Below are 25,154 nucleotides of genomic sequence, written 5' to 3' on the forward strand. Positions count from 1 at the left end.
GGAGTCGCCGTGATCGCGGATGTCTTGACCGATGCTGGAACCCGCATGGATCGTGCCGTGGAGGCCGCGAAGGATGACTTCGCGACCGTGCGCACGGGTCGGGCCAATCCGCAGCTGTTCCAGCGGATCATGGTCGACTACTACGGCTCGCCCACGCCGCTCGCGCAGCTCGCCTCCCTGAACAACCCCGAGGCGCGCACGCTCGTCATCAACCCCTACGACAAGTCGGCGCTGAAGGCGATCGAGCAGGCCATCCGGGATGCCCCGAACCTGGGCGCGAACCCGACCAACGACGGCACGATCGTGCGCGTCACGATGCCGGAGCTCACCGAGGAGCGCCGCAAGGAGTTCGTCAAGCTTGTGCGGGCCAAGGGTGAGGATGCGAAGGTGCATGTCCGAGGCATCCGCCGCAAGGCGAAGGACGACCTCGACGCCCTCAAGAGCGAGATCGGTGAGGACGAGCTGTCTCGTGCGGAGAAAGAGCTCGATGCGCTGACGCGCGCACACGTCGACCAGATCGACGAGGCGCTCAAGCGCAAAGAAGCAGAGCTTCTCGAGGTCTAACGGTCGACATGACCGACGATCGTTCCGACGCGCGCCTCCCCGGCGACCCCGCTGGGGTGCCGGCGGAGGATCCTGGCGCCGGCTTCCAGGCGCACGTGCGCACTGCGCGCAGTGAGTTCGAGCAACATGTCGCGCACGCGCGCGCCGAGTTCGAGGAAGCGAATGAGCGCATCAAGAAGCGCACAGGTAGGGATCTGATCCTCGCGATCCTCATCGGAGTGGGAATCGGGGCGGTCGCGCTCCTCTCGCTCATCTTCGTCAAGTGGGTGTTCATCCTCCTGGCGCTCGGGGTGGTCGTGCTCGGGGTCGTGGAGTTCTCGCGGGCACTGACCGGGTCGGGACGACGTATCGACCTGGCGCCACAGCTGGTCGCCTCCGTCGTCGTTCTTCTGTCTGGCGCGTTCCTGGAGCTGTGGCTCCACTGGGTCGCCCTGTTTGCGGCTCTCGTCTTCGTGGTCGTCTGGCGGTTGATCGCCCAGATGGCCGCCGCCGACGCTCGTCCCTACACCGCTGTGACGAGCGACGTGCTCGCGGGAACGTTCGTCGTGTTCTACGTGCCGTTCCTGGCGAGCATGGCCATGATCCTGCTGCGCCAGGAAGGAGGCGAATGGTGGATCATCGCCTTCATCGCCGTCGCTGTGGTCGCCGACACAGCGGCCTACGCATCCGGCCTCACGTTCGGAAAACACCCGATGGCGCCTCGGATCAGTCCCAACAAGACGTGGGAGGGATTCGGCGGAGCCGTGGTCGGCGCGGTCGCCGCCGGCATCCTGCTGGGGGTCTTTCTGCTCGGGGTGCCGTGGTGGGCCGGTGCGATCTTCGGTGCGCTGATCCTCGGCACGGCGACAACCGGCGACCTGGGCGAGTCGATGGTCAAGCGAGACCTCGGAATCAAGGACATGAGTTCCTGGCTCCCGGGGCACGGCGGCGTCCTGGACAGGCTGGACTCGATCCTGCCCTCGGCGACCGCCGCGCTCGCGCTGTACTACCTGTTCGCACCGGTCGTGGCAGCATGATGTGCTGCACGAGCACGAGGTGGGTGATCTCATGACGATGACTTCTCATACCGACTCCGCCGCTGCAGCGGTTCCGGAGCCCGCACGGGCGTTGTTCCCGGTGACGCGGGGCCGCGTGAAGGGTTATGAGCGGGCCGCTGTGGACAGCTTTCTCTCTCACGCGCGGGAAGCATTCGAGTCCCCGGGACGCACGTCGATGACCTCGGGTCAGATCCGGGCTGCGGCGTTCCCGCTGACGCGCCGCGGCTACGAGATCACGAGCGTGGATGCCGCACTCACGCGCATCGAGGACGCGTTCGCGCGGCGAGAGCGCGACGCTGCCATTGCTCGCGTGGGCACCGACGTGTGGATCGCGCGCACCCGCCGAGATGCGCAGATCGTCCTCGATCGTCTGCAGCGTCCGCCCCGTCGACGTTTCCAGCGCACCGGCGCCCTGCGCTACGGCTATCGGATCGATGAAGTCGACTTCGTGATGGACAAGCTGGCCCGCTACCTCGAGTCTGGAACGGGAGCGACGATCGAGCAGGTCCGAGGGGTCGCCTTCAGGATGCAGCGAGGCGGCTATCGCGAAGTCCAGGTGGATGCCGTGCTCGATGCCGTCGTCGAGGTCATGCTCGCTGTCGAGTGAACCACGGACACTCGCACCGTGTTCGTCGCTGCGCGTCGGTAGAATCGACTCATCGTGACTAGTGAGAATCGCAACGCTGAGGTGTCGGCGCGGCCTCGTGCCGACGTCGCCACGCGGCGTTCGAGCGTTCCGCCGCGCGCGGCCGCTGCCCCGGTCGGTCACTGGTCCAAGCGGCGCGGGGTGCTGGCCGTGTTCGCGGCATTGGCGGCGATGGGGTTCGTCGCGGCCAACGCGGGCCCGAGCGGCATGGCATTCGCGACACCCGAAGACGAGGCACCCGAGGCGGTCTCCCTCTACGCGAGCTCCCTGGTCGACGCGCAGTCACTCGTCGTCGACGCTGATGTCGATGCTGCTGCTTTCGATCCCGACCGCGGCGGCTACCAGGTCTATGTGAAACCGAAGCCCACGCCCACTCCGGTGGTGGCCTCGAGCCGTAGCGGCGGGGGAGCGGCGGCGCCGTTGTTCTACTCCGGCGGCGGGTCGCCGGCCGAGTGGATGTCGGCGGCGGGCATCCCCGAGAGCGAATGGGGCTATGTCGACTACATCGTCTCGCGCGAGAGCGGATGGAATCCCAACGCCACGAACCGCCGCTCCGGGGCGTGCGGTCTCGTTCAGGCGCTCCCGTGCAGCAAGGTTCCCGGGAGCGGCTACAACCCGGTCGACAACCTGAGGTGGGCCAACGGCTACGCGGTGGGACGCTACGGCAGCTGGGGCGGAGCGTACAACTTCTGGGTCAACAACCACTGGTGGTGATCGGCGAGGATGCCACGATCTCATCGTCGCCGTCCTGAGCCCGCCGGCGACGACGGGTTCGAGCGCTTCCTGGCTGGGTGGAAACGCACAGAGGTCCGCCGCGGCGTGGCCTGGACCGTCCAACCGGTGTCGGGAGCGCAGGCGACGAAGGCCTACGCGTGCCCGGGCTGCGTTCGTCCGATCGAGCCGGGCACCGCGCATGTGGTGGCCTGGCGCTCGGACGGAGTCCTCGGCGACGCGGCAGACATCGCCGCGCGGCGCCATTGGCATACCCACTGCTGGAGGATCAGCTGACATGGAGATCCGCGGACCGATGCTGCTGCCCGCCCGCCGGGAGGAGATCGAGCTTCACACCGAGGACGGCCTTCGACTCGTCGGGGAGCTCGCACTCCCGGAGGGTCGCGCACCGCACGCGACGCTCGTGACACTGCATCCGCTGCCGACGGCCGGTGGTTTCATGGACTCCCATATCTTTCGCAAGGCGGCGGCGCGTCTTCCGGCCCTGGCCGACCTCGCGGTACTGAGATTCAACACGCGCGGAACGACCTCTCCGCGCGGCACAAGCGAGGGAACGTTCGACGGCGGAGCTGGCGAGCGCTGGGATGTCGCGGCTGCGATGTCCTTCGTTGCCGAGCGCGGACTGCCGCGCCCGTGGGTCGTGGGCTGGTCTTTCGGGACGGAGCTCGCGCTGAAGTACGCGGCCGAGCACGACGTCGAGGGGATCGTGCTGCTTTCCCCGCCGCTGCACAGAACCACATCCGAGGAGCTGGCCGGCTGGGCGGAAGATCCGCGTCCGATCATCGTGCTCGTCCCCGAGTTCGACGACTTTCTGCGGCCGGATGAGGCTGCACAGCGGTTCGCGGTGATTCCCCACGCGACCCTCATCCCCGTCGAGGGCGGTCGTCATCTGTGGGTCGGCGAGAATCAGACTCGGAGGGTGCTCACCGAGATCGTCGCGGCGATCAACCCCGACGCTCTTCCGCTGGCGACGGACTGGGACGGCGAGCTCGGCACGCCCGCCTGAGCGTCACCGCTCGTTTTGACGAGGGATGACGACCTGCCGGTAGATGATCAGCACGCTCGCGGCGGCAGGGATCGCGATCAGGGCGCCGAGGAGTCCCAAGAGGGACCCGCCGGCGAGGGCTGCGACGACCACGACGGCCCCGGGGATCGAGACAGCACGGCTCATGATGCGTGGGGAGATGACGTACGCCTCCACCTGCATGTAGATCAGGTAGTAGATCGCAGCGATGAGGGCGATCGTCGGGGAGCCGAGTCCTGGGATGAGGCAGGTCAGCACGATGATCGTCGACCCCGTGAGCGTACCCACGAGGGGGATGAGCGAGAACAGCAGCGCCACGACGGCGAGCACCGCCGGGAACGGCGCGCCGATCACGGTCAGGAAGATCGAGCTCAGGATGCCGTTGATCACGCCCAGCGTGACCTGGCCGATGACGTAGTAGCCGACGGAGTCGGTGATCTGCTCGGCGAGGTCGATGAAACGCTGCCGCTTCGAGGCCGCGACGAGCTGATAGACAGCCTTCTTCAGTGAGGGGATCGATGCCGTGAAGTAGATCGTGAGGATCAGGACGATGAACGCGCCGAACAGGCCGCTGGCGATCGTCGCGCCGATCGCGAGAATGTTCCCGCCGATCGACCCACCGATGGAGGCGAAGTCCAGGCCCTCGAGCCACTGCAGGATGTACGCGAAGATGTCATCCCACCTGAGCATGGGGAAGACCGATTCGAGCCAGGTCTGCAACTCGTCGGGCCACGACGGATTCTGCAGGATGCGGGTCACCTCGATCACGAACTGCGTGATCTGCTCGACGATGATCGGCAGCACCATCAGGATGACTCCGGCGAACACGCCCAGCACGACCACGATCGTCACGAGAACCGCGGCCCACCGGGGGAGCCGTCGGCGGATCAACCACGAGACCATCGGCTCGAGACCGAGCGCGAGGAAGAGGGCGGTGCCCACGTAGAGGAGGATCGTCGACAGGGTCTGCACGCTGGCGATCAGCAGGAGACCGAGACCGACGCCGAGCGTCGCGACGAATGCGACGCGGAAGGGGTTCTGCAGCTTCACGGGACCTCGTTCTGTGGGACTCGACCGCCTGGCGATCAGAATACGCATAGTGGACGACGTGGACGTGATGCAGCGCCTCTCTGGGGACTTTCAGGTCATCTTCGCTAGTCTGAAATGTCGATATTCCGGTGTGCGTCGACGTCCGTGCGCCGAGAAAGGTTCTTCGTGCGTTTCGTATGGGCTGTGGTTGCGCTCGTTCTCGCGACCGTGATGATCGGGGCGGGAATCGCCCAGCGGACGATCTTCCAAGGCCCGCGATCGACGACGGCGGAGGTCTCGATCAGCCAGAACGAGCCCTACCTGGTCATCGGTGGCGATGTCCTGACCTCGACACCGGGCTCTCAGACGCTACGTGTGCTCGGCGAGGGAACCGTGTTCGCCGCGTACGGCCGGACGGCCGACGTGCAGGCGTGGCTCGCGGACGCGTCGTACAACCAGGTCGTACGCACCGAGGACGGCTCGCTCGTCACCGAAGAGGTAGACCCGACGCCTGCTCCCGAGCCCACCCCCGCCGAGTCGACGGAGGCGCCGGCCTCGGATGCGGCAGCAACCGATGACGCCGCAGCCGAGCAAGGCGCAGACGAGGAGGCGATCCCGGGCCGCAACCCCGCGGGCTCTGACCTCTGGCTCGACCAGTACCAGCAGGAGGATCTGGTCATCGCGCCGCTGCAGCTTCCCGCTGACATGAGCGTGATCATCGCCTCAGATGGCACGGCTCCGGCGCCCACGACAGTGAGCGTGACGTGGCCGATCGCGAACTCGACGCCGTGGGCGGGCCCGCTCATCGTCGGCGGCGGCATCCTCATGGCAGTCGGTGTCGTGCTGTACATTCTCGGCATCCGCCACGTGCGACGCTCCCGCGGCCCACGACGCAAGGGGTTGCCCATTCCCGTCACCGAACCGATCGACCTTTCCGTCGCCGAAGCCGACAAGGGCGTGATCAGCGCGGGCAAACCCAAGCGTTCGATCACGTGGGGCCGTCGGCGCCTCATCGCTGTCCCGGCCGTCGCGCTGGCCGGCGCGCTGCTGTCTGGGTGTACGGCCGACGCATGGCCAGAGCTGGTGCCCTCCGAGACGCCGAGCCCGACAGCGTCGGTGATCGTCCCGGAAGGACAGCAGGCTCCCGCCGTGACCAAGCCGCAGGCGGAGCGGATCCTCGCCCAGGTCGCGCAGACCGTCGCGGAGGCGGACGAGACCAAGGATGCGGACCTCGCCGCGACCCGGCTGGATGGCGCGCTCCTGGCCGAGCGCAAGACGAACTACACGCTGCGCGACGCGATCGCCGACTACCCGCTGCCCACCGCTGTGCCGGGCAAGCCCGTCGAGGTCCTCCTGCCGCAGGCCTACAACGGGTGGCCTCGCTCCTTCCTCGCGGTCATCACCGATGACGAGGCGAACACCTCCAGCATCATGGTGCTGTCCCAGGCGGATCCGTGGACGGAATACAAGCTGAGCTATCTCGGCAATCTGGGAGCGAACACCCTGATGCCGGAGCTCGCTCCCTCCTACATCGGCGCCAGCCAACTCGCACCCGACTCCCCGTTCCTGCTCCTGCCACCCGATGAACTCGCCTCCGCCTACGCGGACGTGCTCAACAAGGGTGACGAGTCCGAGTTCGCCGGCCTGTTCGACGAGGAGAGCGACACGTTCCGAGCGGGTGTCGTCGCCGATCGCAAAGAGCGGCTCGACGAGTTCAACCAGACCGGTGCCGAGACGGGGAGCTTGACGTTCAGCGCCGCGGCGGGCGAGTTCTCCCCCTTCGCGATCGCGACGCTCGAGAGCGGCGCGATCGTCGCGGTCAGCATCTACGAGACCGACACCGTCAAGCCGACCAACGAGGACGCGGTCATCAAGCTCGAAGGCAATGAGACCGTGAAGACCCTCGCGGGCGCCGACCAGTCGGCATCCGGCTTTTCGACGACCTTCAGCGACCAGTTGTTCTTCTACGTCCCAGAGCGAGGATCGAGTGAGCCGATCCAACTCCTGGGATACTCCAGTTCGATTCTGAAAGGCTCCGTGCTGTGACACTTCCCGGCTCCAGCGCTCCGCTCCGGGGCGCCGTCGACCTGTCCGCCCTGCGCAACCGCCCCGCGGCGCCTGCCCCGACTGAACCCACGGCGGGTGCACCTGCGGGCGGAACCGCCGCCCGGCTGGTGATCGACGTCACGGACGCGATGTTCCCCGAGGTCCTGGAGCTGTCCAAGACCGTCCCCGTCGTGGTGGACCTGTGGGCCGAGTGGTGCGGGCCGTGCAAGCAGCTCAGCCCGGTTCTCGAGCGTGTCGTCACCGAGCACGCGGGTCGCTTGGTGTTGGCAAAGGTCGACGTAGACGCCAATCCGCAGCTTGCTCAGGCGTTCCGCGCTCAGTCCATTCCGATGGTCGTCGCTCTGGTCGGCGGACAGGCGGTGCCGCTGTTCACGGGTGCCGTTCCCGAGCAGCAGGTCCGCGATGTGTTCGCGCAACTTCTCCAGCTCGCGGCGCAGAACGGTGTCACCGGGTCGGTCGGTGACAGTCAAGCCGACGGGGAGACGCCCGAGGAGCCCGCGCTGCCCCCACTGCACGCCGAGGCGTTCGCAGCGATCGAATCCGGCGATTACGCCGCCGCCGTCTCGGCATACGAGCGCGCACTGGCCGAGAACCCGCGGGACACCGATGCCCGCGCAGGCCTCGCCCAGGTCCGGCTGCTTTCGCGCATCCAGGGGGCCGACCTCCAGGCCGCGCGTGCGGCTGCAGCCGCTGCCCCCACCGATGTCGATGCCCAGCTGCTGGTCGCTGACCTCGATGTGACGGGGGGTCATGTCGAGGACGCGTTCGAGCGGCTCCTGGATTTGTTCGCGGCGCTGCCCAGCGACGATCGGATGCCTGTGCGCGAGCGTCTGCTGGAACTGTTCGGCATCGTCGGTGACGATGACCCTCGCGTCATCCGTGCTCGCAGTCGTCTCGCCTCGCTGCTGTTCTAGACCTGACGCAGGGGACGGCGCACCCGCTCAGCCGTGTGTGGTCGACGGGATCCGTGCCTGTGGGTCATAGCGCAGCCAGATCGCGCTGACGGCCGGGAGCACCATGGAGGCGCGGCCGTCCTCGCCGGCGACGACCATTCCGAGATTGCCGACTCCGGCGCCCCCATACTCGTGCGCATCGGTGTTGAGGATCTCTCGCCACACCCCGGCCTGCGGCAGATCGAGGGCATAGTTCGAGAGCGTCGTCCCCGAGAAGTTGCACACGACCGCGATGGTGTTCCCGTCCCAGTCGCGCCTGGTGAAGGCGAGGACGTTCGGATTCCACGAGGGGGCGCCGATTCGGCTGAAGGCCGATCCGTCGTTGTCGCGGCTCCACAGCGGCGGGTTGGCGCGGTAGATGCCGTTGAGTGCACCCACGAAATCTTGAAGCTGTCGGTGCGTGGGCTGATCGAGCGTCCACCAATCCAGCCCTCGCGACTCCGACCATTCGGCCATCTGCCCGAACTCCTGTCCCATGAACAGAAGCTGCTTGCCGGGATGTGACCACATGTATGCGAGATAGGCGCGCATGTTGGCGAGCTTGCCGGCGTGGTCTCCGGGCATCCGCGAGAACAGGCTGCCCTTGCCGTGCACGACCTCGTCGTGGCTGATCGGCAGGACGTAGTTCTCGCTGAACGCATACACGAACGAGAAACTCAGCTCACCCTGGTGATACGACCGGTAGAGCGGATCCCGGGCGATGTACTCGAGGCTGTCGTTCATCCACCCCATGTTCCACTTGAAGCCGAATCCGAGGCCGGCATGGTCGGTCGGAGCCGTCACGCCGGGGAAGCTCGTGGACTCCTCGGCCATCATGCTGATGCCGGGGAAGGTCTTGTAGCACGTCGCGTTGACCTCCTGGAGGAACCGGATCGCCTCGAGGTTCTCGCGCCCGCCGTGGATGTTCGGTTCCCATTCCCCCGGGTTGCGGGAGTAGTCGAGGTAGAGCATCGAGGCGACGGCATCCACTCGGAGTCCGTCGACATGGAACTCGTCGTACCAGTAGAGCGCGTTGGCGACCAGGAAGTTGCGTACCTCGTTCCGGCCGTAGTCGAAGATGAGCGTTCCCCAGTCCTTGTGCTCGCCTCGCCGAGGGTCGGGGTGCTCGTACAGCGCCTTGCCGTCGAACTTCGCCAGGGCGAACTCGTCCTTGGGGAAGTGCCCCGGCACCCAGTCCATGATGACCCCGATGCCTGCCTGGTGAAGCCGGTCGATGAGGTACTTGAGATCGTCGGGGCTGCCGAATCTGCTCGTCGGGGCGTAATACCCCGTGACCTGGTAGCCCCATGAACCGCCGAAGGGGTGTTCGGCCAGCGGCAGGAACTCGACGTGTGTGAAGCCCAGAGACGTGACATGGTCGATGAGGGGATCTGCGGCGTCTCGATAGGACAGACCGGGGCGCCACGACCCGAGGTGTACCTCATAGATCGACATCGGCTCGGTCACGGGACGGCGCTTCGCGCGTTGCGCGAGCCAGGCCGAGTCCTCCCATCGGTATGAGGATGCCGTGACCACCGAACCGGTGGCGGGCGGCACCTCTGCTTCTCGCGCAAGCGGGTCGGCCTTGAGTCGCCAGTGCCCGTCGGGGCCGAGGATCTCGTACTTGTAGACCGTGCCCTCGCTCACCGCGGGAACGAACAGCTCCCAGACGCCGGAACCGCCCATCGACCGCATGGCGTGGGCGGAGCCGTCCCATCCATTGAACTGGCCGACCACGCGCACCGCGCGCGCATTGGGCGCCCACACGGCGAAGGAGGTGCCATGGCTTTCTTCGTGCGTGCGGACGTGCGATCCGAGTACGTCCCAGAGGCGCTCGTGACGACCCTCGCGGATCAGGTGAAGGTCGAGTTCACCGATGGTGGGCGCGTGCCGGTACGGGTCGTCGGCGCGGTAGTCGGGCCCGTCGTCATACGATGCATCGATGCGATAGGGGCCGATCGGGCCGGTGACGGTGCCCTCCCAGATTCCGGATGCGAGGTGTTCGAGCCGCGCGCGTTTCCCGCCGTCGAAGACCGCTGTCACCGTCGTGGCGAGTGGTCGCCGGGTGCGGATGACCCACGTCCCCTTGCCGGTGGGATGGATGCCGAGCACACTGTGCGGATCGTGATAGGTGCCGTGCGCGACGGCGTCGAGTGTGCCGGGGTCGATCGCGTTCATCGTTGTCCCTCAATCCGCAGAATGTGCACGGGCTCGCGAAATGCGTCGAGCCGCACGTAGTTGTGGTCGGTCCACGTCCATTGCGCGCCCGTGATCAGATCGGTCACGCTGAACGCGTCTCCGGGCTCGACTCCCCAGATGCGTGTGTCCAGATGGACCGTGGTCTCCCGCATCGAGTGTGGGTCGACGTTGACGACGACGAGAATGGTGTCGGCCTCGCCCGTGGGGGAGAGGGCGGCGTCGAGGTGTTTCGAATAGACCAGGATCGCGTCGTCGTCGCTCCAGTGGATCGCGAGGTTTCGCAATTGGCGCAGTGCGGGGTGGTCACGGCGGATCTCGTTGAGCCGCGTCAGGAACGGCGCGAGCGACGTGCCGGCCGCGTCGATCGCCTCCCAGTCTCGGAACTTGTACTCGTACTTCTCGTTGTCGATGTTCTCTTCCGACCCGGGGCGTGCGACGTTCTCGAAGAGTTCGTAGCCGGCGTAGACGCCGTACACGGGTGCGGCGGTGGCGGCGATGGCGGCACGGATGACGTAGGCGGCGTGACCGCCGTATTGAAGGTACTCGGTGAGGATGTCGGGGGTGTTGACGAAGAGGTTCGGGCGCAGGTAGTCCGCTGTCTCGTGAGCCAGCGAGGACAGGAACTCTTCGAGCTCTTGCTTCGTGTTTCGCCACGTGAAGTAGGTGTAGCTCTGCTGGAATCCGACCATCGCGAGGCCCTGAAGCGGGGCAGGGCGCGTGAACGCCTCAGCCAGGAAGATGACGTCGGGGTGTTCGGCGGTGACTTCGCGGATGAGCCACTCCCAGAACTGCAGGGGTTTGGTGTGCGGATTGTCGACGCGGAAGATGCGGATGCCCTGCGCGATCCAGTGCCGCACGATGCGCAGTACCTCGGCGCGGATGCCCTCCGGATCGTTGTCGAAGTTGATCGGATAGATGTCCTGGTACTTCTTGGGCGGGTTTTCGGCGTAGGCGATCGATCCGTCGGGCAGGGTGGTGAACCATTCCGGGTGGGCGGTCACCCACGGGTGGTCCGGGGATGCCTGCAGCGCCAAGTCCATGGCCACCTCCAGTCCCTCGGCGGCGGCGGCACGCACGAAAGCCCGGAAGTCGGCCAGAGTGCCCAGGTCGGGATGGATCGCGTCGTGACCCCCCTCTGCGGCCCCGATCGCCCACGGCGACCCAGGATCGCCCGGGCCGGGCGTCAGCGAGTTGTTCGGCCCCTTGCGATTGGTCAGTCCGATCGGGTGCACAGGAGGCAGATACACGACATCGAAACCCATGCGGGCCACGGCGGGCAGCCGCTTGCTGGCGGTGCGGAACGTGCCGCTCTTGATCGTGCCGTCCTTCCGGCGTTTGGCCCCCTCTGAGCGCGGGAAGAACTCGTACCATGCGCCGACCCCCGCCCGCTCTCGTTCCACGAGCAGTTCGCGATCGGGTCCAACGGTGACGAGGGATTGCAGCGGGCGCTCGGTGAAGACGGTCTTCAGTCGCGGGTCGTCGATCAGGCTGAGCGGGTCGCTCACGGCATCCGCACGGAACTGATCCGCCAGCTCAGTCAGAAGGCGACGCTCCGCGGCGGGGCGAGTGCGCTCCCCGGCGCCGCGTTCGCACAGGAGCGCGCCCATCTCCCGCATGAGAGGAACGTCCACGCCCGCGAGTACCTTGACGTGGGCGGCGTGGTGCCAGGTGGCGAAGTCGTCGGCGAACGATTCGAAACGGAACGTCCACGTCCCCTCCTCCAGAAGCGCGACGTGAGTCCACCACCGGTCGAACCCGTCATTCGCGGGTTCCAGTCGGTGCAGTGACTCATCGTCGGACGGTGAGAAGAGCCGGACGTGCACGCCGATCCGGTCGTGCCCCTCACGGAAGGCCGTGACGCCGAACGGGACGACCTCGCCCCGGAACGCGCTCGGCCGGTAGTGGGCGTCCGGTGTGTCCGGGCGCGGGCGCACCATCGGGATGCGACCCATCGCGGCATCGGCCGGTGGGGCAGGAGAGGTCACCTGCCGTACCGGGATCGCGGTGGCGCTTCGCCAGGGTCGAGGGGCGGGAGATCGTTTGCTGGATGCCACGCTTCGAACCTACCCCGCTCGCCCCCGCCGGGACAGGCGTGGACAGGGCGCGCCCCGTCGGCCACAATTCGCGCGAGCGGACCTCTCAGGTAGGAACTGCCACGAACAGTCGCATCGAGGTCGGTCCGAGCTCGATGGTCGATCCGGGCTCGTGCAGACTCGTGGTCGCTGAGGGGTGTTCATCCTCGCTGGACCACACCGATCGGTACTGGGCGACGCCGTCGACGAGCGGCAAGCGCACCGTGACGGGCCGCTCGTTCCCGTGCACGATCAGCAGAGTTCGGTTCGGCGCTTCGAGCTCGGGAGTGGAGGTCGCGAGGTACTGAAGGGTTCGGTGCGTGGGATCGGCCCACCGCTCGCCCGACATCATCTCGCCCCGTTCGTCGTACCAGTCCATGACGGATGCCGACGGGATATCCTGATCGTCGCGGGCGAACCGGCTCGGCCGTAGCGCAGGATTCTCGGCCCGCAGGCTCAGCAGGCGCTGCACGTGCGCGAACAGATCCGTCTGCCAGGGAGCGTGTTCCCAGGGCAGCCAGGTGAGCGCACTGTCATGGCAGTACGCGTTGTTGTTACCGTGCTGAGTCCTCCCGAACTCGTCTCCGGCGGTGATCATCGGCACGCCGGCGGACAGCAGCAGTGTGCCGAGGAGATTGCGCATCGCCCGCCGACGGGTCGCAAGGATGACCGGGTCGTCGGTCTCGCCCTCCGCGCCGTGATTGAAGGACCGGTTCGTGTCGGCGCCGTCGCGGTTGTGCTCGCCGTTCGCCGCGTTGTGCTTGACGTCGTAGGACACGAGGTCGTGGAGCGTGAATCCGTCGTGCGCCGTGACGAAGTTCACGCTTGCGAGCGGTCCGCGTTCGGCGCTGAACGTGTTGGACGATCCGGCGAGCCGTGTCGCGAAGCCGCCGACGCCGACGGGGGCCGTCGCGGCTCGGCGTCCGTAGTCGACGTCGCTGAGCCAGAAGTTGCGGACACGATCGCGGTAGCGGTCATTCCACTCCATCCAGCCGTCGCCGAAGTTGCCTGTCTGCCACCCGCCCATCCCGACGTCCCACGGCTCGGCGATCTTCTTGACTCCGGCCAAGGCGGGGTCGTCGATGATTGCGCGCAGGAGGGGATGGTCGGGAGTGAAGGTGTGGTCCTTGTCCCGGCCGAGGGTCGCGGCCAGGTCGAAGCGGAAGCCATCCACCTGGACATCGTTCGCCCAGTACCGCAGTGAGTCCAGCACGAGGCGTGCCGCGGCATCCGTCGAGGTGTCGACGCTGTTGCCGCACCCCGTGACATCGATGTAGGCGCCGTCCGGATGCTGGCGGTAGTACCCCCGGTTGTCGATACCGCGCAGACTCGACCGCGGCCCGCCGAGATCGGCTTCCGAGGTGTGGTTGAAGACGACGTCGAGGATGACCTCCAGTCCCGCCTCGTGCAGGAGCTTGACCATGCCTTTGAACTCGCGCAGGACAGCCTCGGGTCCTTCTCGTCGATTCGCCTCCGTGGCATACGCGGCATGGGGGGCGAAGAACCCGACAGTGTTGTAGCCCCAGTAGTTGGTGAGCCCCAGTTCGAGCAGGCGCGGCTCGGTCGTGAACTGGTGCACGGGCAAGAGCTCGATGCTTGTCACGCCGAGCGACGTGAAGTGCTCGATCATCGCCGGGTGTGCGAGGCCAGCGTAGGTCCCGTGCAGGGCCGCCGGAACCTCGGGGTGGCGCTTGGTCATGCCTTTGACGTGACCCTCGTAGATGACGGTCCGGTCAAGGGGGACGAGGGGCTTACGCACCCCAGCCCAGTCGAAGTCTCCCGCGACGACGACAGATCGCCATCCGTCGTATCCGCTGCGGACGAGGCCTCGCGCGTAGGGCTCGATCAGGAGTGTCGCGGGGTTGAAGGTGTTGCCCGCCCCAGGGGGGCCGTCGACCTGGATCGCGTACGGGGTTCCGGGGCGCAGGAGGGGCGAGTACGCCGACCAGATGTCGGCATCCACGCGGGACAGCGGAACCGTCTCCACGACCCAGTCGAGGTCGTCGGCGTCGAAGATCAGCAGATCGATCGAGGAGGCGCGGGCCGACCAGACGCGAAGCGTGCCACCGCCCTCGTGTAGGTGGACGCCGAGATCATCGAACCGCGGGGACCGGAGGTCGCTCGGTGCCGTTTCGGCGCGCAAAACCACCGCTGACTCGGGAATCGGCATGCGTAGAGCATAACGACGCAGTCGGACCCCGGCCGCGCGCCGAGAATGCACTCGTGCGCCGCCGGGGCCCGACCTGCATGGTGATCTACATCCGCTGCCAGAGCGAGGGTGCCAAGATCCAGTTCGGGTCGCCCCAGCCCTGATAGGCCTGGATGCAGCGGAACGTCGCGCCGCCCCAGCTCACCACGTCTCCGATGCTGTAGCGCCCCGTCGCGCTCCACGGCTCAACGGGAGCAGGCGTCTGGCCCGGGATCGTGACCGTCAAGGTGGCCGCGCGTGATGAGACCACTCCCGTCGATCCGATCGATCGAACACTGTAGGTGTGACGCGCGCCAGGCACCGGGGCCGCGTCGACGAAGCTCGTGCCGGTCGTCGTCGTGAGCGGGACGTCGTCCCGAGTGACGGCGTACGCGGCTGCGCCGGAGCCGGCCGACCACATCAAGGACACGCTCTCAGCGCTGACCGACATGGTGTGGAGATGGTGCGGGGCCCCCGGAGGTACCGGCGCCGGCGGAGTCGTCGCTGTCGGGCTGGGCGCGGGGGAGACCGTCGGAGTGGGGGTCGCGCTGGGAGTCGGGGATGCCGTCGGCGTCGGGCTCGCGGTCGGCGCGGGGGTTGCGGTGGGCGTCGGAGTCGCGGTGGGCGTCGGTGTCGGTTGCGGGCCCGAACCGACGATGTCGAGGTCGATGACGTTGTAGAACGCGTTGGTGGTGTCGGCGATGTCCCACACGGCGTAGAGCACGTGATACCCCGAACGGTTCGCGGGAATCGTGATGGTGTGCGCGGGGTTCGTCGAGGCGGCCGTGCCGTCGTGGGCGATCGTGGCGATCAACTCGAAGTCGCCGCGATCGAGCGGAGCGTTGGGATCCCAGCCGGGGACGGTCAGGTAGTACCGCCACTGCGACGTGCGGTGCGGAGCCGTATAGCGCCAGGGTACGACGAGCGCACCGGTCGTCACCGTGTGCTTGTGCCAGCGCGTCGCGGTCTGCTCGTCGAGCGCTGCCGCAATGGCAAGACCCGCTGAGGCGAGCTGGCCGTCAGCCGGGCCTGCCGCGGGGAAACCCTTCGGTGCCTCGAGGCTCTGGGGCTCGTAGGCGATCGCGCCCCGCCCGGAGTTGGCGGGATCGGCCGCGCGGGCGAGGATCGTGCCGCCGCCTCCGACGTAGCCGTGTCCGAGGGCGGGACCGGCTGTGAAGGCGATGCTTGCCACGACGGCGGCGGCAGCGGTCACGGTGAGAGCGGGGAGAACACGGCGCGTTCGTGTCCGTCGCGGGGCAGGGGACGCAGGAGCCATGACGACCTTTCGGGAGGATCAGTATCTGACGGTGTCAGAGTGGCGGTGCGGCGCACACGGGCGGTGACGTAACACGCGTTCATGAGAGGGATCTCATCTTTCGGGCCCCGCCGGTGCCGATGTTTGCCACAGTGGAGTTCGTGAGCATCTATCTGGACCACGCGGCGTCGACGCCGCTTCGTCCCGAGTCGCGAGAGGCCTGGCTTGACGCGGCTGCGGTGGTCGGCAACGCGTCGTCGATTCACACGAACGGGCAGAGTGCCCGGCGGATGCTGGAGGACGCACGGGAGCGGCTCGCGGCGGCCCTGGAGTGCGATCCGGTCGAGATCGTGATCACCTCCGGGGGCACTGAATCGGTGAATCTCGCGGTGAAGGGGCTGTGGGGCACCCGCCGCCACGGAACCTCCGAGATCGTTCTGCCCGACGGTGAGCATCACGCGTCGATCGATCCGGTCGACTGGCTCGCCCGGCGGGAGGGTGCCCGCATCCGACGCGTCCCGCTCACCCCGGCGGGCGGCATCCGGGAGGCGGACTTTTCCGCAGCCCTCCCTGGAGCGGCGCTCGCGACAGCGCTCATCGCGAACAATGAGGTGGGCACCGTCAATCCCGTCGCGGACCTCGCGCAAGCGGCCGCCGCCGAGGGCGTGCCCCTGCATCTGGACGCCATCGCCGCGTTCGGGCACGTGCCCGTCGCCTTCTCAACCCTGCGCGGCGACGCGCGGCCGGGGACAGGGCTGCTCGCGATGAGTGTCTCGGCGCACAAGATCGGCGGTCCGATCGGCGTCGGGGCGCTCGTGGTCGCCCGGTCGGCCCGGCTGGATCCGCTCGTGCACGGCGGCGGGCAGCAGCGGGGGCTGCGCTCGGGAACCCAGGATGTCGCGGGCGCGGCGGCCTTCGCCGTCGCCGCCGAGCTCGCCGTCTCCGAGCTCGCCGTCGAGTCGGTGCGCCTGTCGAGGATGCGCAACAGACTGATCGAGGGGATCCTGGCGACCGTGCCGGATGCGCAGCCGCTCGGGGATCCTCGCGACCGGCTCCCCGGCAATGCGCATGTGCTCTTTCGTGGGGCGCTGGGCGAGACGCTCCTGTTCCTGCTCGACATGTCGGGGATCTCGGCGTCGACCGGTTCGGCGTGTCAGGCCGGAGTTCCCGAGCCCTCGCACGTCGTCATGGCGATGGGGCACAGCGACCGGGAAGCGCGCGAGGTGCTGCGGTTCACGCTGGGACGCACGACGACGGATGCCGACATCGACGCTCTGCTCGCGGCGTTGCCGAGTGCCGTCGAGCGCGCGCGGTCGGCATCCGGGTCCCGCCCAGGCGGTGCTGCCTAGACTGGACAGATGCGTGTTCTGGCGGCGATGAGCGGGGGAGTGGACTCCGCCGTGGCCGCTGCGCGCGCCGTGGATGCCGGCCACGACGTCGTCGGCGTGCACCTCGCGCTCTCGCGCGCGGGCGGAACCCTCCGCACCGGCAGCCGCGGATGCTGCACGATCGAGGATGCGATGGATGCCCGCCGCGCCGCCGACCGCCTCGGCATCCCGTTCTACGTGTGGGACTTCTCGGAGCGCTTCCGTGACGAGGTCATCGACGACTTCGTCGCCGAATACCGCGCCGGTCGCACCCCGAATCCGTGCATGCGCTGCAACGAGAAGATCAAGTTCGCAGCCCTGCTCGAACGGGCGATCGAGCTCGGCTTCGACGCCGTGTGCACCGGGCACTACGCGACGCTCCTGGACACCCCGGACGGCCGAGAGCTGCATCGCGCGTCGGATGCCGCCAAGGACCAGTCGTATGTGCTCGGCGTCCTGACCTCGGAGCAGCTCGCGCACTGTTACTTCCCGCTGGGGGCGACACCGTCGAAGGCCGTCGTCCGGGCCGAGGCGGAGGAGCGCGGTCTGACGGTCGCGCACAAACCGGACAGCCACGACATCTGCTTCATCCCCGACGGAGACACCAAGGGGTGGCTTGCCGAGCGAGTCGGTGTCGCGCAGGGCCCGATCGTCGATCGCTCGGGCGCTCAGGTCGGCACGCACGACGGCGCGCACGCCTACACGGTCGGGCAGCGCCGCGGACTTGCGCTCGGCGTGCCCGCGCCCGACGGCAAGCCGCGGTTCGTGCTCGAGGTCAGGCCGGTGAGCAACACGGTCATCGTCGGGCCGAAGGAGGCCCTGGCAACTGCCGAGATCGCCGGTTCGCGATTCAGCTGGGCGGGAGCCGCGCCGGAGTCGGCATCCTTCGCCTGTCACGTGCAGATCCGCGCCCACGCCGACCCGGTGCCCGCGCGCGCCGAGATCGTCGACGGCGAGGTTGTCGTGATTCCCGACGCTCCGCTGGACGGCGTCGCGCCCGGGCAGACCGCGGTGCTCTACGACGGCACGCGCGTGCTCGGGCAGTTCACGATCGATCGCACGCGCTCCGCGGTCCCGGTGGAAGCCTGAACCGGCAGACACCCTCGACCGGCGTTCCGGACCTCGCGTCGGCAGCCCTGCCTAGACTGCACACGTGGCTTCGAATGACGCATCCGACCTCACCACGACGACTGCCGACACCGGTCTCGAGCACCTCACCCTCGACGACGCGCGCGCGGAAGCGGCGCGGCTGACCGACCTGATCGTCGAGGCCCGTGATGCGTATTACGGGCGTGACGAGGTCATCGTCGACGACGCGACGTACGACGGCTGGATGCAGCGGCTTGAGGCGCTCGAGCGGCTCCACCCGGAGGTGCAGGGTCAGGACTCGCCGACGCTGTCGGTGGGTGCGGCATCCGGAACCCTCTTCGCTCCCGTCGAGCACGCCGAACGGATGCTGAGCCTCGACAACGTCTTCAGCGAGGAGGAGTTCCGCGCGTGGGCGGCCCGGGTGCAGCGCGATGTGGGCGGGCCGGTGCGCTACCTGTGCGAGCTGAAGATCGACGGGCTCGCGCTCTCGCTGCGGTACGAACGCGGTCGGCTCGTGTCGGCGGCGACCCGCGGCGACGGCCGTGTCGGCGAGGACGTCACCGAGAACGTTCGCGATGTCGCCGGTATCCCCGAGGTGCTGGCGGGAGACGGGCATCCGGACCTCGTGGAAGTTCGAGGGGAGGTCTTCTTCACCGTCGCGGACTTCGAATCGCTCAACGCCTACCAAGAGTCGATGGGAGACCGTCTTTTCGCGAACCCCCGCAACGCGGCATCCGGCTCGCTGCGGCAGAAGCGCGAGGGCAAGAACGAGCGGCAGCTCGAGGCGATGCACGAGCGACTCTCGCGACTGCGGCTCACGGTGCACGGGATCGGGGCGTGGCCGAACCCGCCCGTGGCCACGCAGAGCGAGGTCTACGGGCTTCTGGGCTCGTGGGGCCTGCCGGTCAGCACGTACTTCACGGTCGCGGCATCCGTCGACGAGGCCGCGGACTACATCCGCCACTACGGCGAGCACCGCCACGATGTCGAGCACGAGATCGACGGGGTCGTGGTGAAGGTCGACGAGCTCGCGCTGCACGATGAGCTGGGGGCAACAAGCCGCGCGCCGCGGTGGGCGATCGCGTACAAGTACCCGCCTGAGCAGGTCAACACGACCCTGCTCGACATCGTCGTCTCGGTCGGTCGCACCGGGCGGGCGACGCCGTTCGCTGTCATGGAGCCGGTGCGGGTCGCGGGCAGCGTGGTGCGGCAAGCGACGCTGCACAACCAGGACGTCGTCAAGGCCAAGGGGGTGCTGATCGGCGACACGATCGTCATCCGCAAGGCGGGTGATGTCATTCCCGAAGTGCTCGGGCCGGTTGTCGAGTTGCGCGACGGCTCTGAGCGCGAGTTCGTCATGCCGACCCAGTGCCCCGAATGCGGATCACCGTTGGCACCCGCGAAGGAGGGCGACATCGACCTGCGGTGCCCCAATACTCGGTCGTGCCCGGCACAGGTGCGCGGTCGCGTGGAGCACATCGGCTCACGGGGCGCCCTGGACATCGAGGGACTGGGGGAGGTGTCGGCGGCTGCGCTCACCCACCCGCTACGCCCCGAGATGCCGCCTCTGGTTACCGAGGCCGGTCTGTTCGAGCTGCGTGCCGAGGACCTGTTTCCGATCGATGTCGAGGTGCGGGATGCCGAGACCGGACTGGTGCGACTGCGGCCGGACGGCACCCCCGACGCGCGTAGCCCGTTCCGGCGGCAGCGCAAGGCGCCGCTGGACGGCCGCGCGCCGACCGCCTCCCGACCCGACCCCGCGTTCGATCCGGACGGCCCGTTCGACGGGGACGCGGACTTCATCCTGTCCGCGGCGGCCCGCGAACTGCTCGAGAACATCGAGCGGGCAAAGACGAAAGACCTGTGGCGGTTCCTGGTCGCTCTGAGCATCCGGCACGTGGGCCCGGTGGCGGCGCGCGCGCTCGCGCAGTGGTTCGGTTCGCTCGACGCGATCCGTGCCGCCTCCCGGGAGGAGCTCGCGGCGGTCGAGGGCGTCGGCCCGATCATCGCCGATGCGATCATCGACTGGTTCGAGGTCGATTGGCACGTCGAGATCGTCGAACGCTGGGCTGCCGCGGGGGCACAACTGTCCACCCCGGGTCACCCCGGGCCGGGCGCGGCAGTCGTCACGGGGGGAGTGCTCGAGGGCATCACGGTCGTTGCGACGGGGACGCTCGAGGGATACACGCGGGAGGGCGCCCAGGAGGCAATCCTCGCTGCGGGCGGCAAGGCGGCCTCGAGCGTGTCGAAGAAGACGGACTTCGTCGCTGCCGGCCCCGGTGCCGGTTCGAAGCTCGCGAAGGCCGAGGAGCTCGGCATCCGCATCATCGACGCCGCGCAATTCCGCATCCTCGTCGAGGAGGGACCCGCGGCGCTCGACGGCTGAACACACCGGTCCTGCGATGTCGTCCGCTGTGCGTGGGGCTTCTGCATCCTTATGCTGTCGGCATGGCGGCCGTCGGCGAGCACGTCGCGCGAGGATTCGACGAGCCCGATGAGGTCGACCGGGACGTCGTTTCCTGGCTGCTCGCCGGAGATGCTGCCGTCCAGTTCCAGGTCTATCGCGATCTTCTGGATGAGGAACGTCCCGACCTCCGCGCTCGGGCCGCGACGGAGGGCGTTGCGGCGCGGATTCTCGACGCACGAACCCACGGCGGGTGGGGCCGGGGCTTCTATGAACCCAAGTGGACGTGCGGGCACTACTCGCTGCTCGAACTGCGCGATCTCGCGATTCCACAGCGCCACCCGGCGTGCGTCGATGCCGTACAGGCGGCGCTGAGCGAACACATCGGCGAGGACGGCGGTTTCAACCCCGCTGATTCGGTGAGGCACTCGGATGTCTGCATGAACGGGATGTTCCTGGCGTTCGCGAGCTACTTCGGCGCGGACCCGGCGGCGTTGCGGAGCATCGTGGACTTCGTCCTGAGACAACGGATGGCTGACGGCGGGTTCAACTGCATGACCAACCGATCCGGTGCCCGCGTTTCATCCGTTCACAGCACGACGAGCGTGATCGACGGACTGGCGGAGTACCTGCGCTGCGGATACCTGTACCGCGCCGACGAGATCCGGGTCGCCGTCGCGTCCGCCGTGGACGTCCTTCTGCAGCGGAACCTGTACCAGCGTCGCTCCGACGGCGAGCCGATCCGCGCCGAGTTCACCCGGTTTCATGATCCTGCGCGGTGGCACTTCGACGTGCTGCGTGGACTCGACGTGCTTCGGAGTGCGGGCGTCGCGTACGACCCTCGCCTCGACGCCGCGCTCGCCATCGTCCGCCACAGGCGGCGGCCGGACGGCCGATGGGTCGGTGCCGCGCAGTATCCGGGCATGACGCACGTCGTCTACCCGCGCGCCGGTACGCCTCACCGAGTGATCACCCTTCGCGCCATGCGGGTCCTTCGCCACTTCACAGAATGAGATGCGGTCTGTCACAGCGACCCGCCCCCGTAACCGACGGCCCGGTTCAGAACGGTGGCGGCGTTTCGTCGGGCACGAAGGTGACGATGCCCGGCGGCCGGTCGACGTACGTCCGCCCCGTGGGGCCTGTCCATTCGAGCACGCCGCCGGCGAGTTGCCGGACGCGCCAGGCGGTCTCGTGCTTGAGGGTGTGATGTCGTCGACAGACGTGGGCGAGGTTCGTTGACGTTGTCGGACCTCCTCGAGCCGCATCCACCGTGTGGTCGACATCGGACCTCCGAGCGAGCCGTCGGCAACCGGGACACCGGCACCGTTCGTCGCGCGCCCGGAGATATCGTTCGAGGTCGGCGCTCTGTCGATACCGATCGACGGCGAGGACCGCTCCGGTGTACGGATCGGTCATCACCCGGTCCCACCCCGGAGCGTTCGCGGCTAGTCGGCGGGCGACGTCGGCGTCGACCGGACCGTGCCCGACGAGGAGGGCGGGCTGTGACCCGACGCCGGCGAGAGTGAGCACGGGAACGGTGACCTGAACGTGGCCGGTGATCGCGTCCAGGCCGACGCCGTGGGCGACCGGCGTGGCGGCCAGCAGCAGATCGGTGAGTAGATCGGCCCGGGTCTGATCCATCGTGCGGGTATCGACCGGCGGTGTCGTGCCCGCGGCAGCCGTTCCCACGCACGCGGCAGCGTCCACCGCTACCGCGGTTCCTGCGAGATCGGGCTCAGGGCGGTCGGCGGCGGTCTCCGTGCCATGAGGTCCTGGTCCTGTGACGACCACCAGGCCGCCCGCAGGGTCGAGCGTCTCGTCGACCGACGCTGGGTCCGTCAGTTCGCCGGGAACGGAATCCGCGGTGTTGGTGCGAGAGAGCTCGTCGACCGTGACCGGGGGCGGATCCTCGTGTACGCGCTTCGCCATCCGGGTGAGTCGGTCGTGGATCGCGTACGCGAGGGGTGCGGGGAGCTCTGCCAGGAGCCTGGCCATCCCGTCGGGAAGATCGATGACCCGCACACCGCGGTCGGCTTTGGCCTGGGCTCGACGCCGGGCGGAAGACTCTGGGTCGACCCGCGCCGCGATGATGCGGGCGATGCTCCGCATCCGACCCGCAGTCTCGGTCTCCGCGGCAGCCAACGCGTAGCGCTCGTACGTCTCACGCAGCGTCGGATCGATCCCCACACCGCCATCGAGGATCGCCGACACGTGAGCCGCATCGATCGCGCCGCGTTCCCACGCGTCCTGAGTGCGGGCGTAGTCGGTGGCCGTCGTGAACGCGTCACCCATCCGCCGTTGCACGCTCCGATCGCTCAGACGCAACGCCGCCGCGATCTCCGCAGCGACCTCCCGCACCGGCAGATCACTGTCGGCGCGGCGCCGGATGCCGTCGGCCTGCTGCTGCGCAGCGCGCTCCAGCGCGAGATCGAGCGCCGCGGCGAACAACCGCGACACCCGCGCCTGAGCTTCCGCCACAGCCCGATGCGCGTCCCCGAGTTCGGACACGAGCGCGTCGAGGGCACGCCACCCCACGACGGCGGCGTTCGCGTCGTGTTCCATACCCATCTCCGATCGGACCGCAACCGCGGCATCCGTCTCGCACGAAGTGGGCACGTGTGCGATTCCCTGTTGATACCAACACTACGAGGGGGATCCGACATCGGACTGGCGCATGCGTATTTCCGCGTTGTCGATGCGGGTGAGTCGCTCCCGGGGAGTCGCTCTTCTCCCTAGGCCGGAGCCGGAAGCCAGCGCCGGAGTCACGCAGCAACTCGACCACGCGCCTGAGGCTCGACGGCTCGAGGTCGAAGTCCCCCGGTTGAACGTCATCGACGGATTACTCGTCGCCGGAGAGCTCCAGGAGTTTGTCGCGCACCTGGCGACGCAGGACCTTGCCGATGAGCGACTTCGGCAACTCGTCGACGACGAAGATGCGGCGGGGCACCTTGTACGGGGTCAGGATGCTGCGCGCGAACTCCCGGATGGCTGCCTCATCCACCTCGTCGACATCGGGCTCAAGGACCACAGCGGCGACGACTTCCTCGCCCGACCGGTCCGATGGCAGACCGACGACGGCGACGTCGGCGACCGATGGATGCTGGCGCAACACGCTCTCGACCTCGGTCGGAGCGACATTGAACCCGCCGGTGATGATCAGTTCCTTGATGCGGTCGACGATCCGCACGAATCCGGCGTCATCGATCGTGACGATGTCGCCGGTGCGGAACCAGCCGTCGACGAATACCGCCTCAGTGGCCTCCGGCTTGCCGAAGTAACCCGAGAACACCTGCGGACCGCGAACGATGAGCTCGCCGCGTTCGCCGGGCGCGACATCGACGGTGGGGTTCTCGGGGTCGACGACGCGGCATTCGGTGCCGGGCAGCGGAAGGCCCACCGTTCCGGGGACGCGATTGTCGGCGACCGGGTTGGCCATCAAGACCGGCGAGCACTCGCTCAGACCGTACCCTTCGACGAGATATCCGCCCGTCTCGGCCTCGAACGGCACGACCAGCTCGTGCGGCAGGGCCATCGCCCCCGAGATCGCAACACCCGTGCCCGCCAGCGAGACGCCCTTGAGCTTGGCCTCCTTGAGCAGTCGATCCGCGATCGGCGGGACGAGAGGCAGGAACGTCGCGGGGTGCTTCTTGGTGACCTCCAGCACCATGTCGGGGTCGAAGCGGGGGAACAGCACGAGCCGTGCCCCCATCGACATCGCGAACGTCAGGCACAGCGTCAGCCCGTAGGCGTGGAACATCGGGAGGACGGCGTAGACGACGCATCCTTCGCCGCGGTGGATCGTGGGCACCCAGGCACGCGCCTGCGCGGCATTGGACAGGAGGTTCCGGTGGGTCAGCGAGGCGCCCTTGGGGGTTCCCGTGGTGCCGCTCGTGTACTGGATGAGGGCGAGATCATCGGTCCCCGGAGTCGGGTGGGTCGCCGGCAGGGGCGCGTGCGACGCGACATCCTCCCAGCTGACGGTGCCGTTGACCCGCTCGGTCAAGGCCGTGCGCGCCTCCTTCGCCTTCGCGATCGGCAGCCTCAGGGCCAGCTGCATCGTCCACGGCATGCCCTTGGTGATGTCCACCGAGATCAGCGTGTCCACCCGGAGGTCCCGCGGGAACTCCTGGACGGTGCGTACGACCTTGCTCCAGACGATCGCGTGCTTCGCGCCGTGATCCTCGAACTGCTTCCGCAGCTCCCGTGGCGTGTAGAGCGGGTTGTGCTCGACGACCACGGCTCCCAGCCGCAGGATCGCGTAGAACGCGACGATGTGCTGGGGGCAGTTCGGAAGCACGATCGCGACGGGGTCTCCCGGCCGCACACCGTGCTCGTGGAGGGCAGCCGCCGCGCGCTGGATCTGCTCGTCCAGCGACCGATAGGTCGTCGTGCGACCGAAGAACTGCAGCGCGGGCGCATCGGGGTAGTCGCGCACGGATGCCGCGACGATGTCGACGAGCGAGCCCGACACCGGGTCGAGATCGGCCGGCACCCCCTCGGCATAGCTGGCGATCCAGGGACGGGGCGGGTCGTACGTCGTCACGGCACC

19 protein-coding genes are annotated in these 25,154 nt (G+C 68.1%); 12 read left to right on the top strand and 7 right to left on the bottom strand.

Annotated elements, in window-relative coordinates; translation table 11 throughout:
* Positions 1 to 9 precede the first annotated feature (9 nt).
* Genes frr through ACSGC5_RS10420 form a run of 6 tightly spaced genes read left to right on the top strand, consistent with a single transcriptional unit; the run spans position 10 to position 3,985 of the window.
* Positions 10 to 564, top strand: coding sequence for a ribosome recycling factor (gene frr, locus ACSGC5_RS10395; RefSeq protein WP_434970550.1), 555 nt, complete (start codon positions 10 to 12; stop codon positions 562 to 564).
* Positions 565 to 572: 8 nt separating this feature from the next.
* A complete protein-coding gene (locus ACSGC5_RS10400; RefSeq protein ID WP_434970551.1) occupies positions 573 to 1,580 on the top strand; it encodes a phosphatidate cytidylyltransferase in 1,008 nt (335 codons plus the stop codon).
* Positions 1,581 to 1,611: 31 nt separating this feature from the next.
* Complete coding sequence (locus ACSGC5_RS10405; protein WP_434970552.1) at positions 1,612 to 2,208, top strand: DivIVA domain-containing protein; 597 nt, start codon at positions 1,612 to 1,614, stop codon at positions 2,206 to 2,208.
* A gap of 54 nt (positions 2,209 to 2,262) precedes the next feature.
* Positions 2,263 to 2,961: a transglycosylase SLT domain-containing protein gene (locus ACSGC5_RS10410; protein WP_434970553.1), complete on the top strand. Its 699-nt coding sequence runs from the start codon at positions 2,263 to 2,265 to the stop codon at positions 2,959 to 2,961.
* 9 nt (positions 2,962 to 2,970) lie between these two features.
* Positions 2,971 to 3,255, top strand: a complete 285-nt coding sequence (locus ACSGC5_RS10415) for a hypothetical protein (protein WP_434970554.1) — start codon at positions 2,971 to 2,973, stop codon at positions 3,253 to 3,255.
* A 1-nt stretch (position 3,256) separates the two neighbouring features.
* Entirely contained in the window at positions 3,257 to 3,985 is a 729-nt protein-coding gene (locus ACSGC5_RS10420) for an alpha/beta hydrolase (protein ID WP_434970555.1), read from the top strand.
* A gap of 3 nt (positions 3,986 to 3,988) precedes the next feature.
* Here ACSGC5_RS10420 and ACSGC5_RS10425 read toward each other — a convergent pair whose 3' ends face one another.
* Positions 3,989 to 5,053 (bottom strand): AI-2E family transporter, encoded by a 1,065-nt coding sequence (locus tag ACSGC5_RS10425; RefSeq protein WP_434970556.1) that lies wholly within the window; start codon positions 5,051 to 5,053, stop codon positions 3,989 to 3,991.
* A gap of 165 nt (positions 5,054 to 5,218) precedes the next feature.
* Here ACSGC5_RS10425 and ACSGC5_RS10430 point away from each other — a divergent pair, with 165 nt between their 5' ends.
* Both ACSGC5_RS10430 and ACSGC5_RS10435 read left to right on the top strand, forming a co-directional pair.
* On the top strand, positions 5,219 to 7,078 hold the full coding sequence (locus ACSGC5_RS10430) for a glycosyl transferase (RefSeq protein ID WP_434970557.1): 1,860 nt from the start codon (positions 5,219 to 5,221) through the stop codon (positions 7,076 to 7,078).
* Complete coding sequence (locus ACSGC5_RS10435; RefSeq protein WP_434970558.1) at positions 7,075 to 8,013, top strand: tetratricopeptide repeat protein; 939 nt, start codon at positions 7,075 to 7,077, stop codon at positions 8,011 to 8,013. The genes ACSGC5_RS10430 and ACSGC5_RS10435 overlap by 4 nt, the downstream gene beginning before the upstream one ends.
* Positions 8,014 to 8,040: 27 nt before the next feature.
* Here the strand turns inward: ACSGC5_RS10435 and glgB are convergent, their stop codons facing one another.
* The 4 genes from glgB to ACSGC5_RS10455 form a co-directional block, all read right to left on the bottom strand.
* Positions 8,041 to 10,209 carry a 1,4-alpha-glucan branching protein GlgB gene (gene glgB / locus ACSGC5_RS10440; protein WP_434970559.1) on the bottom strand — a complete coding sequence of 723 codons (2,169 nt, stop codon included), beginning with the start codon at positions 10,207 to 10,209 and terminating at the stop codon, positions 8,041 to 8,043.
* Positions 10,206 to 12,182 carry a maltotransferase domain-containing protein gene (locus ACSGC5_RS10445; RefSeq protein WP_434970610.1) on the bottom strand — a complete coding sequence of 659 codons (1,977 nt, stop codon included), beginning with the start codon at positions 12,180 to 12,182 and terminating at the stop codon, positions 10,206 to 10,208. Before ACSGC5_RS10445 ends, glgB begins: the two co-directional genes overlap by 4 nt.
* Positions 12,183 to 12,369: 187 nt before the next feature.
* Entirely contained in the window at positions 12,370 to 14,472 is a 2,103-nt protein-coding gene (gene glgX / locus ACSGC5_RS10450) for a glycogen debranching protein GlgX (RefSeq protein WP_434970560.1), read from the bottom strand.
* Between the two features lie 85 nt (positions 14,473 to 14,557).
* Positions 14,558 to 15,703: a lytic polysaccharide monooxygenase gene (locus tag ACSGC5_RS10455; RefSeq protein ID WP_434970561.1), complete on the bottom strand. Its 1,146-nt coding sequence runs from the start codon at positions 15,701 to 15,703 to the stop codon at positions 14,558 to 14,560.
* Between the two features lie 203 nt (positions 15,704 to 15,906).
* Between ACSGC5_RS10455 and ACSGC5_RS10460 the strand changes: the two genes are divergently transcribed.
* From ACSGC5_RS10460 to ACSGC5_RS10475, 4 genes are all read left to right on the top strand, one after another.
* Positions 15,907 to 17,094: a cysteine desulfurase family protein gene (locus ACSGC5_RS10460; protein WP_434970562.1), complete on the top strand. Its 1,188-nt coding sequence runs from the start codon at positions 15,907 to 15,909 to the stop codon at positions 17,092 to 17,094.
* 9 nt (positions 17,095 to 17,103) lie between these two features.
* The gene (gene mnmA, locus ACSGC5_RS10465) at positions 17,104 to 18,201 is read left to right on the top strand and encodes a tRNA 2-thiouridine(34) synthase MnmA (RefSeq protein WP_434970563.1); all 1,098 of its coding nucleotides are present in this window, start codon (positions 17,104 to 17,106) and stop codon (positions 18,199 to 18,201) included.
* A 64-nt stretch (positions 18,202 to 18,265) separates the two neighbouring features.
* Positions 18,266 to 20,587, top strand: coding sequence for an NAD-dependent DNA ligase LigA (gene ligA, locus ACSGC5_RS10470; RefSeq protein ID WP_434970564.1), 2,322 nt, complete (start codon positions 18,266 to 18,268; stop codon positions 20,585 to 20,587).
* Between the two features lie 62 nt (positions 20,588 to 20,649).
* The gene (locus tag ACSGC5_RS10475) at positions 20,650 to 21,618 is read left to right on the top strand and encodes a hypothetical protein (RefSeq protein ID WP_434970565.1); all 969 of its coding nucleotides are present in this window, start codon (positions 20,650 to 20,652) and stop codon (positions 21,616 to 21,618) included.
* 46 nt (positions 21,619 to 21,664) lie between these two features.
* Here ACSGC5_RS10475 and ACSGC5_RS10480 read toward each other — a convergent pair whose 3' ends face one another.
* Both ACSGC5_RS10480 and ACSGC5_RS10485 read right to left on the bottom strand, forming a co-directional pair.
* Entirely contained in the window at positions 21,665 to 23,221 is a 1,557-nt protein-coding gene (locus ACSGC5_RS10480) for a DUF222 domain-containing protein (protein ID WP_434970566.1), read from the bottom strand.
* A 223-nt stretch (positions 23,222 to 23,444) separates the two neighbouring features.
* A complete protein-coding gene (locus tag ACSGC5_RS10485) occupies positions 23,445 to 25,148 on the bottom strand; it encodes a long-chain-fatty-acid--CoA ligase (protein WP_434970567.1) in 1,704 nt (567 codons plus the stop codon).
* Positions 25,149 to 25,154: the final 6 nt, after the last annotated feature.

It is taken from the genome of Microbacterium sp. bgisy207 (assembly GCF_965345035.1).
In the GTDB taxonomy this organism is placed as follows: Bacteria; Actinomycetota; Actinomycetes; order Actinomycetales; family Microbacteriaceae; genus Microbacterium.

Bases quoted from the DNA above. Each gene is read 5' to 3' on its own strand.
- ACSGC5_RS10400 (WP_434970551.1), top strand. From the start codon at position 573: ATGACCGACGATCGTTCCGACGCGCGCCTCCCCGGCGACCCCGCTGGG.
- ACSGC5_RS10405 (WP_434970552.1), top strand. From the start codon at position 1,612: ATGACGATGACTTCTCATACCGACTCCGCCGCTGCAGCGGTTCCGGAG.
- ACSGC5_RS10415 (WP_434970554.1), top strand. From the start codon at position 2,971: ATGCCACGATCTCATCGTCGCCGTCCTGAGCCCGCCGGCGACGACGGG.
- ACSGC5_RS10420 (WP_434970555.1), top strand. From the start codon at position 3,257: ATGGAGATCCGCGGACCGATGCTGCTGCCCGCCCGCCGGGAGGAGATC.
- glgB (WP_434970559.1), bottom strand. From the start codon at position 10,209: ATGAACGCGATCGACCCCGGCACACTCGACGCCGTCGCGCACGGCACC.
- ACSGC5_RS10445 (WP_434970610.1), bottom strand. From the start codon at position 12,182: ATGGGTCGCATCCCGATGGTGCGCCCGCGCCCGGACACACCGGACGCC.
- glgX (WP_434970560.1), bottom strand. From the start codon at position 14,472: ATGCCGATTCCCGAGTCAGCGGTGGTTTTGCGCGCCGAAACGGCACCG.
- mnmA (WP_434970563.1), top strand. From the start codon at position 17,104: ATGCGTGTTCTGGCGGCGATGAGCGGGGGAGTGGACTCCGCCGTGGCC.
- ACSGC5_RS10475 (WP_434970565.1), top strand. From the start codon at position 20,650: ATGGCGGCCGTCGGCGAGCACGTCGCGCGAGGATTCGACGAGCCCGAT.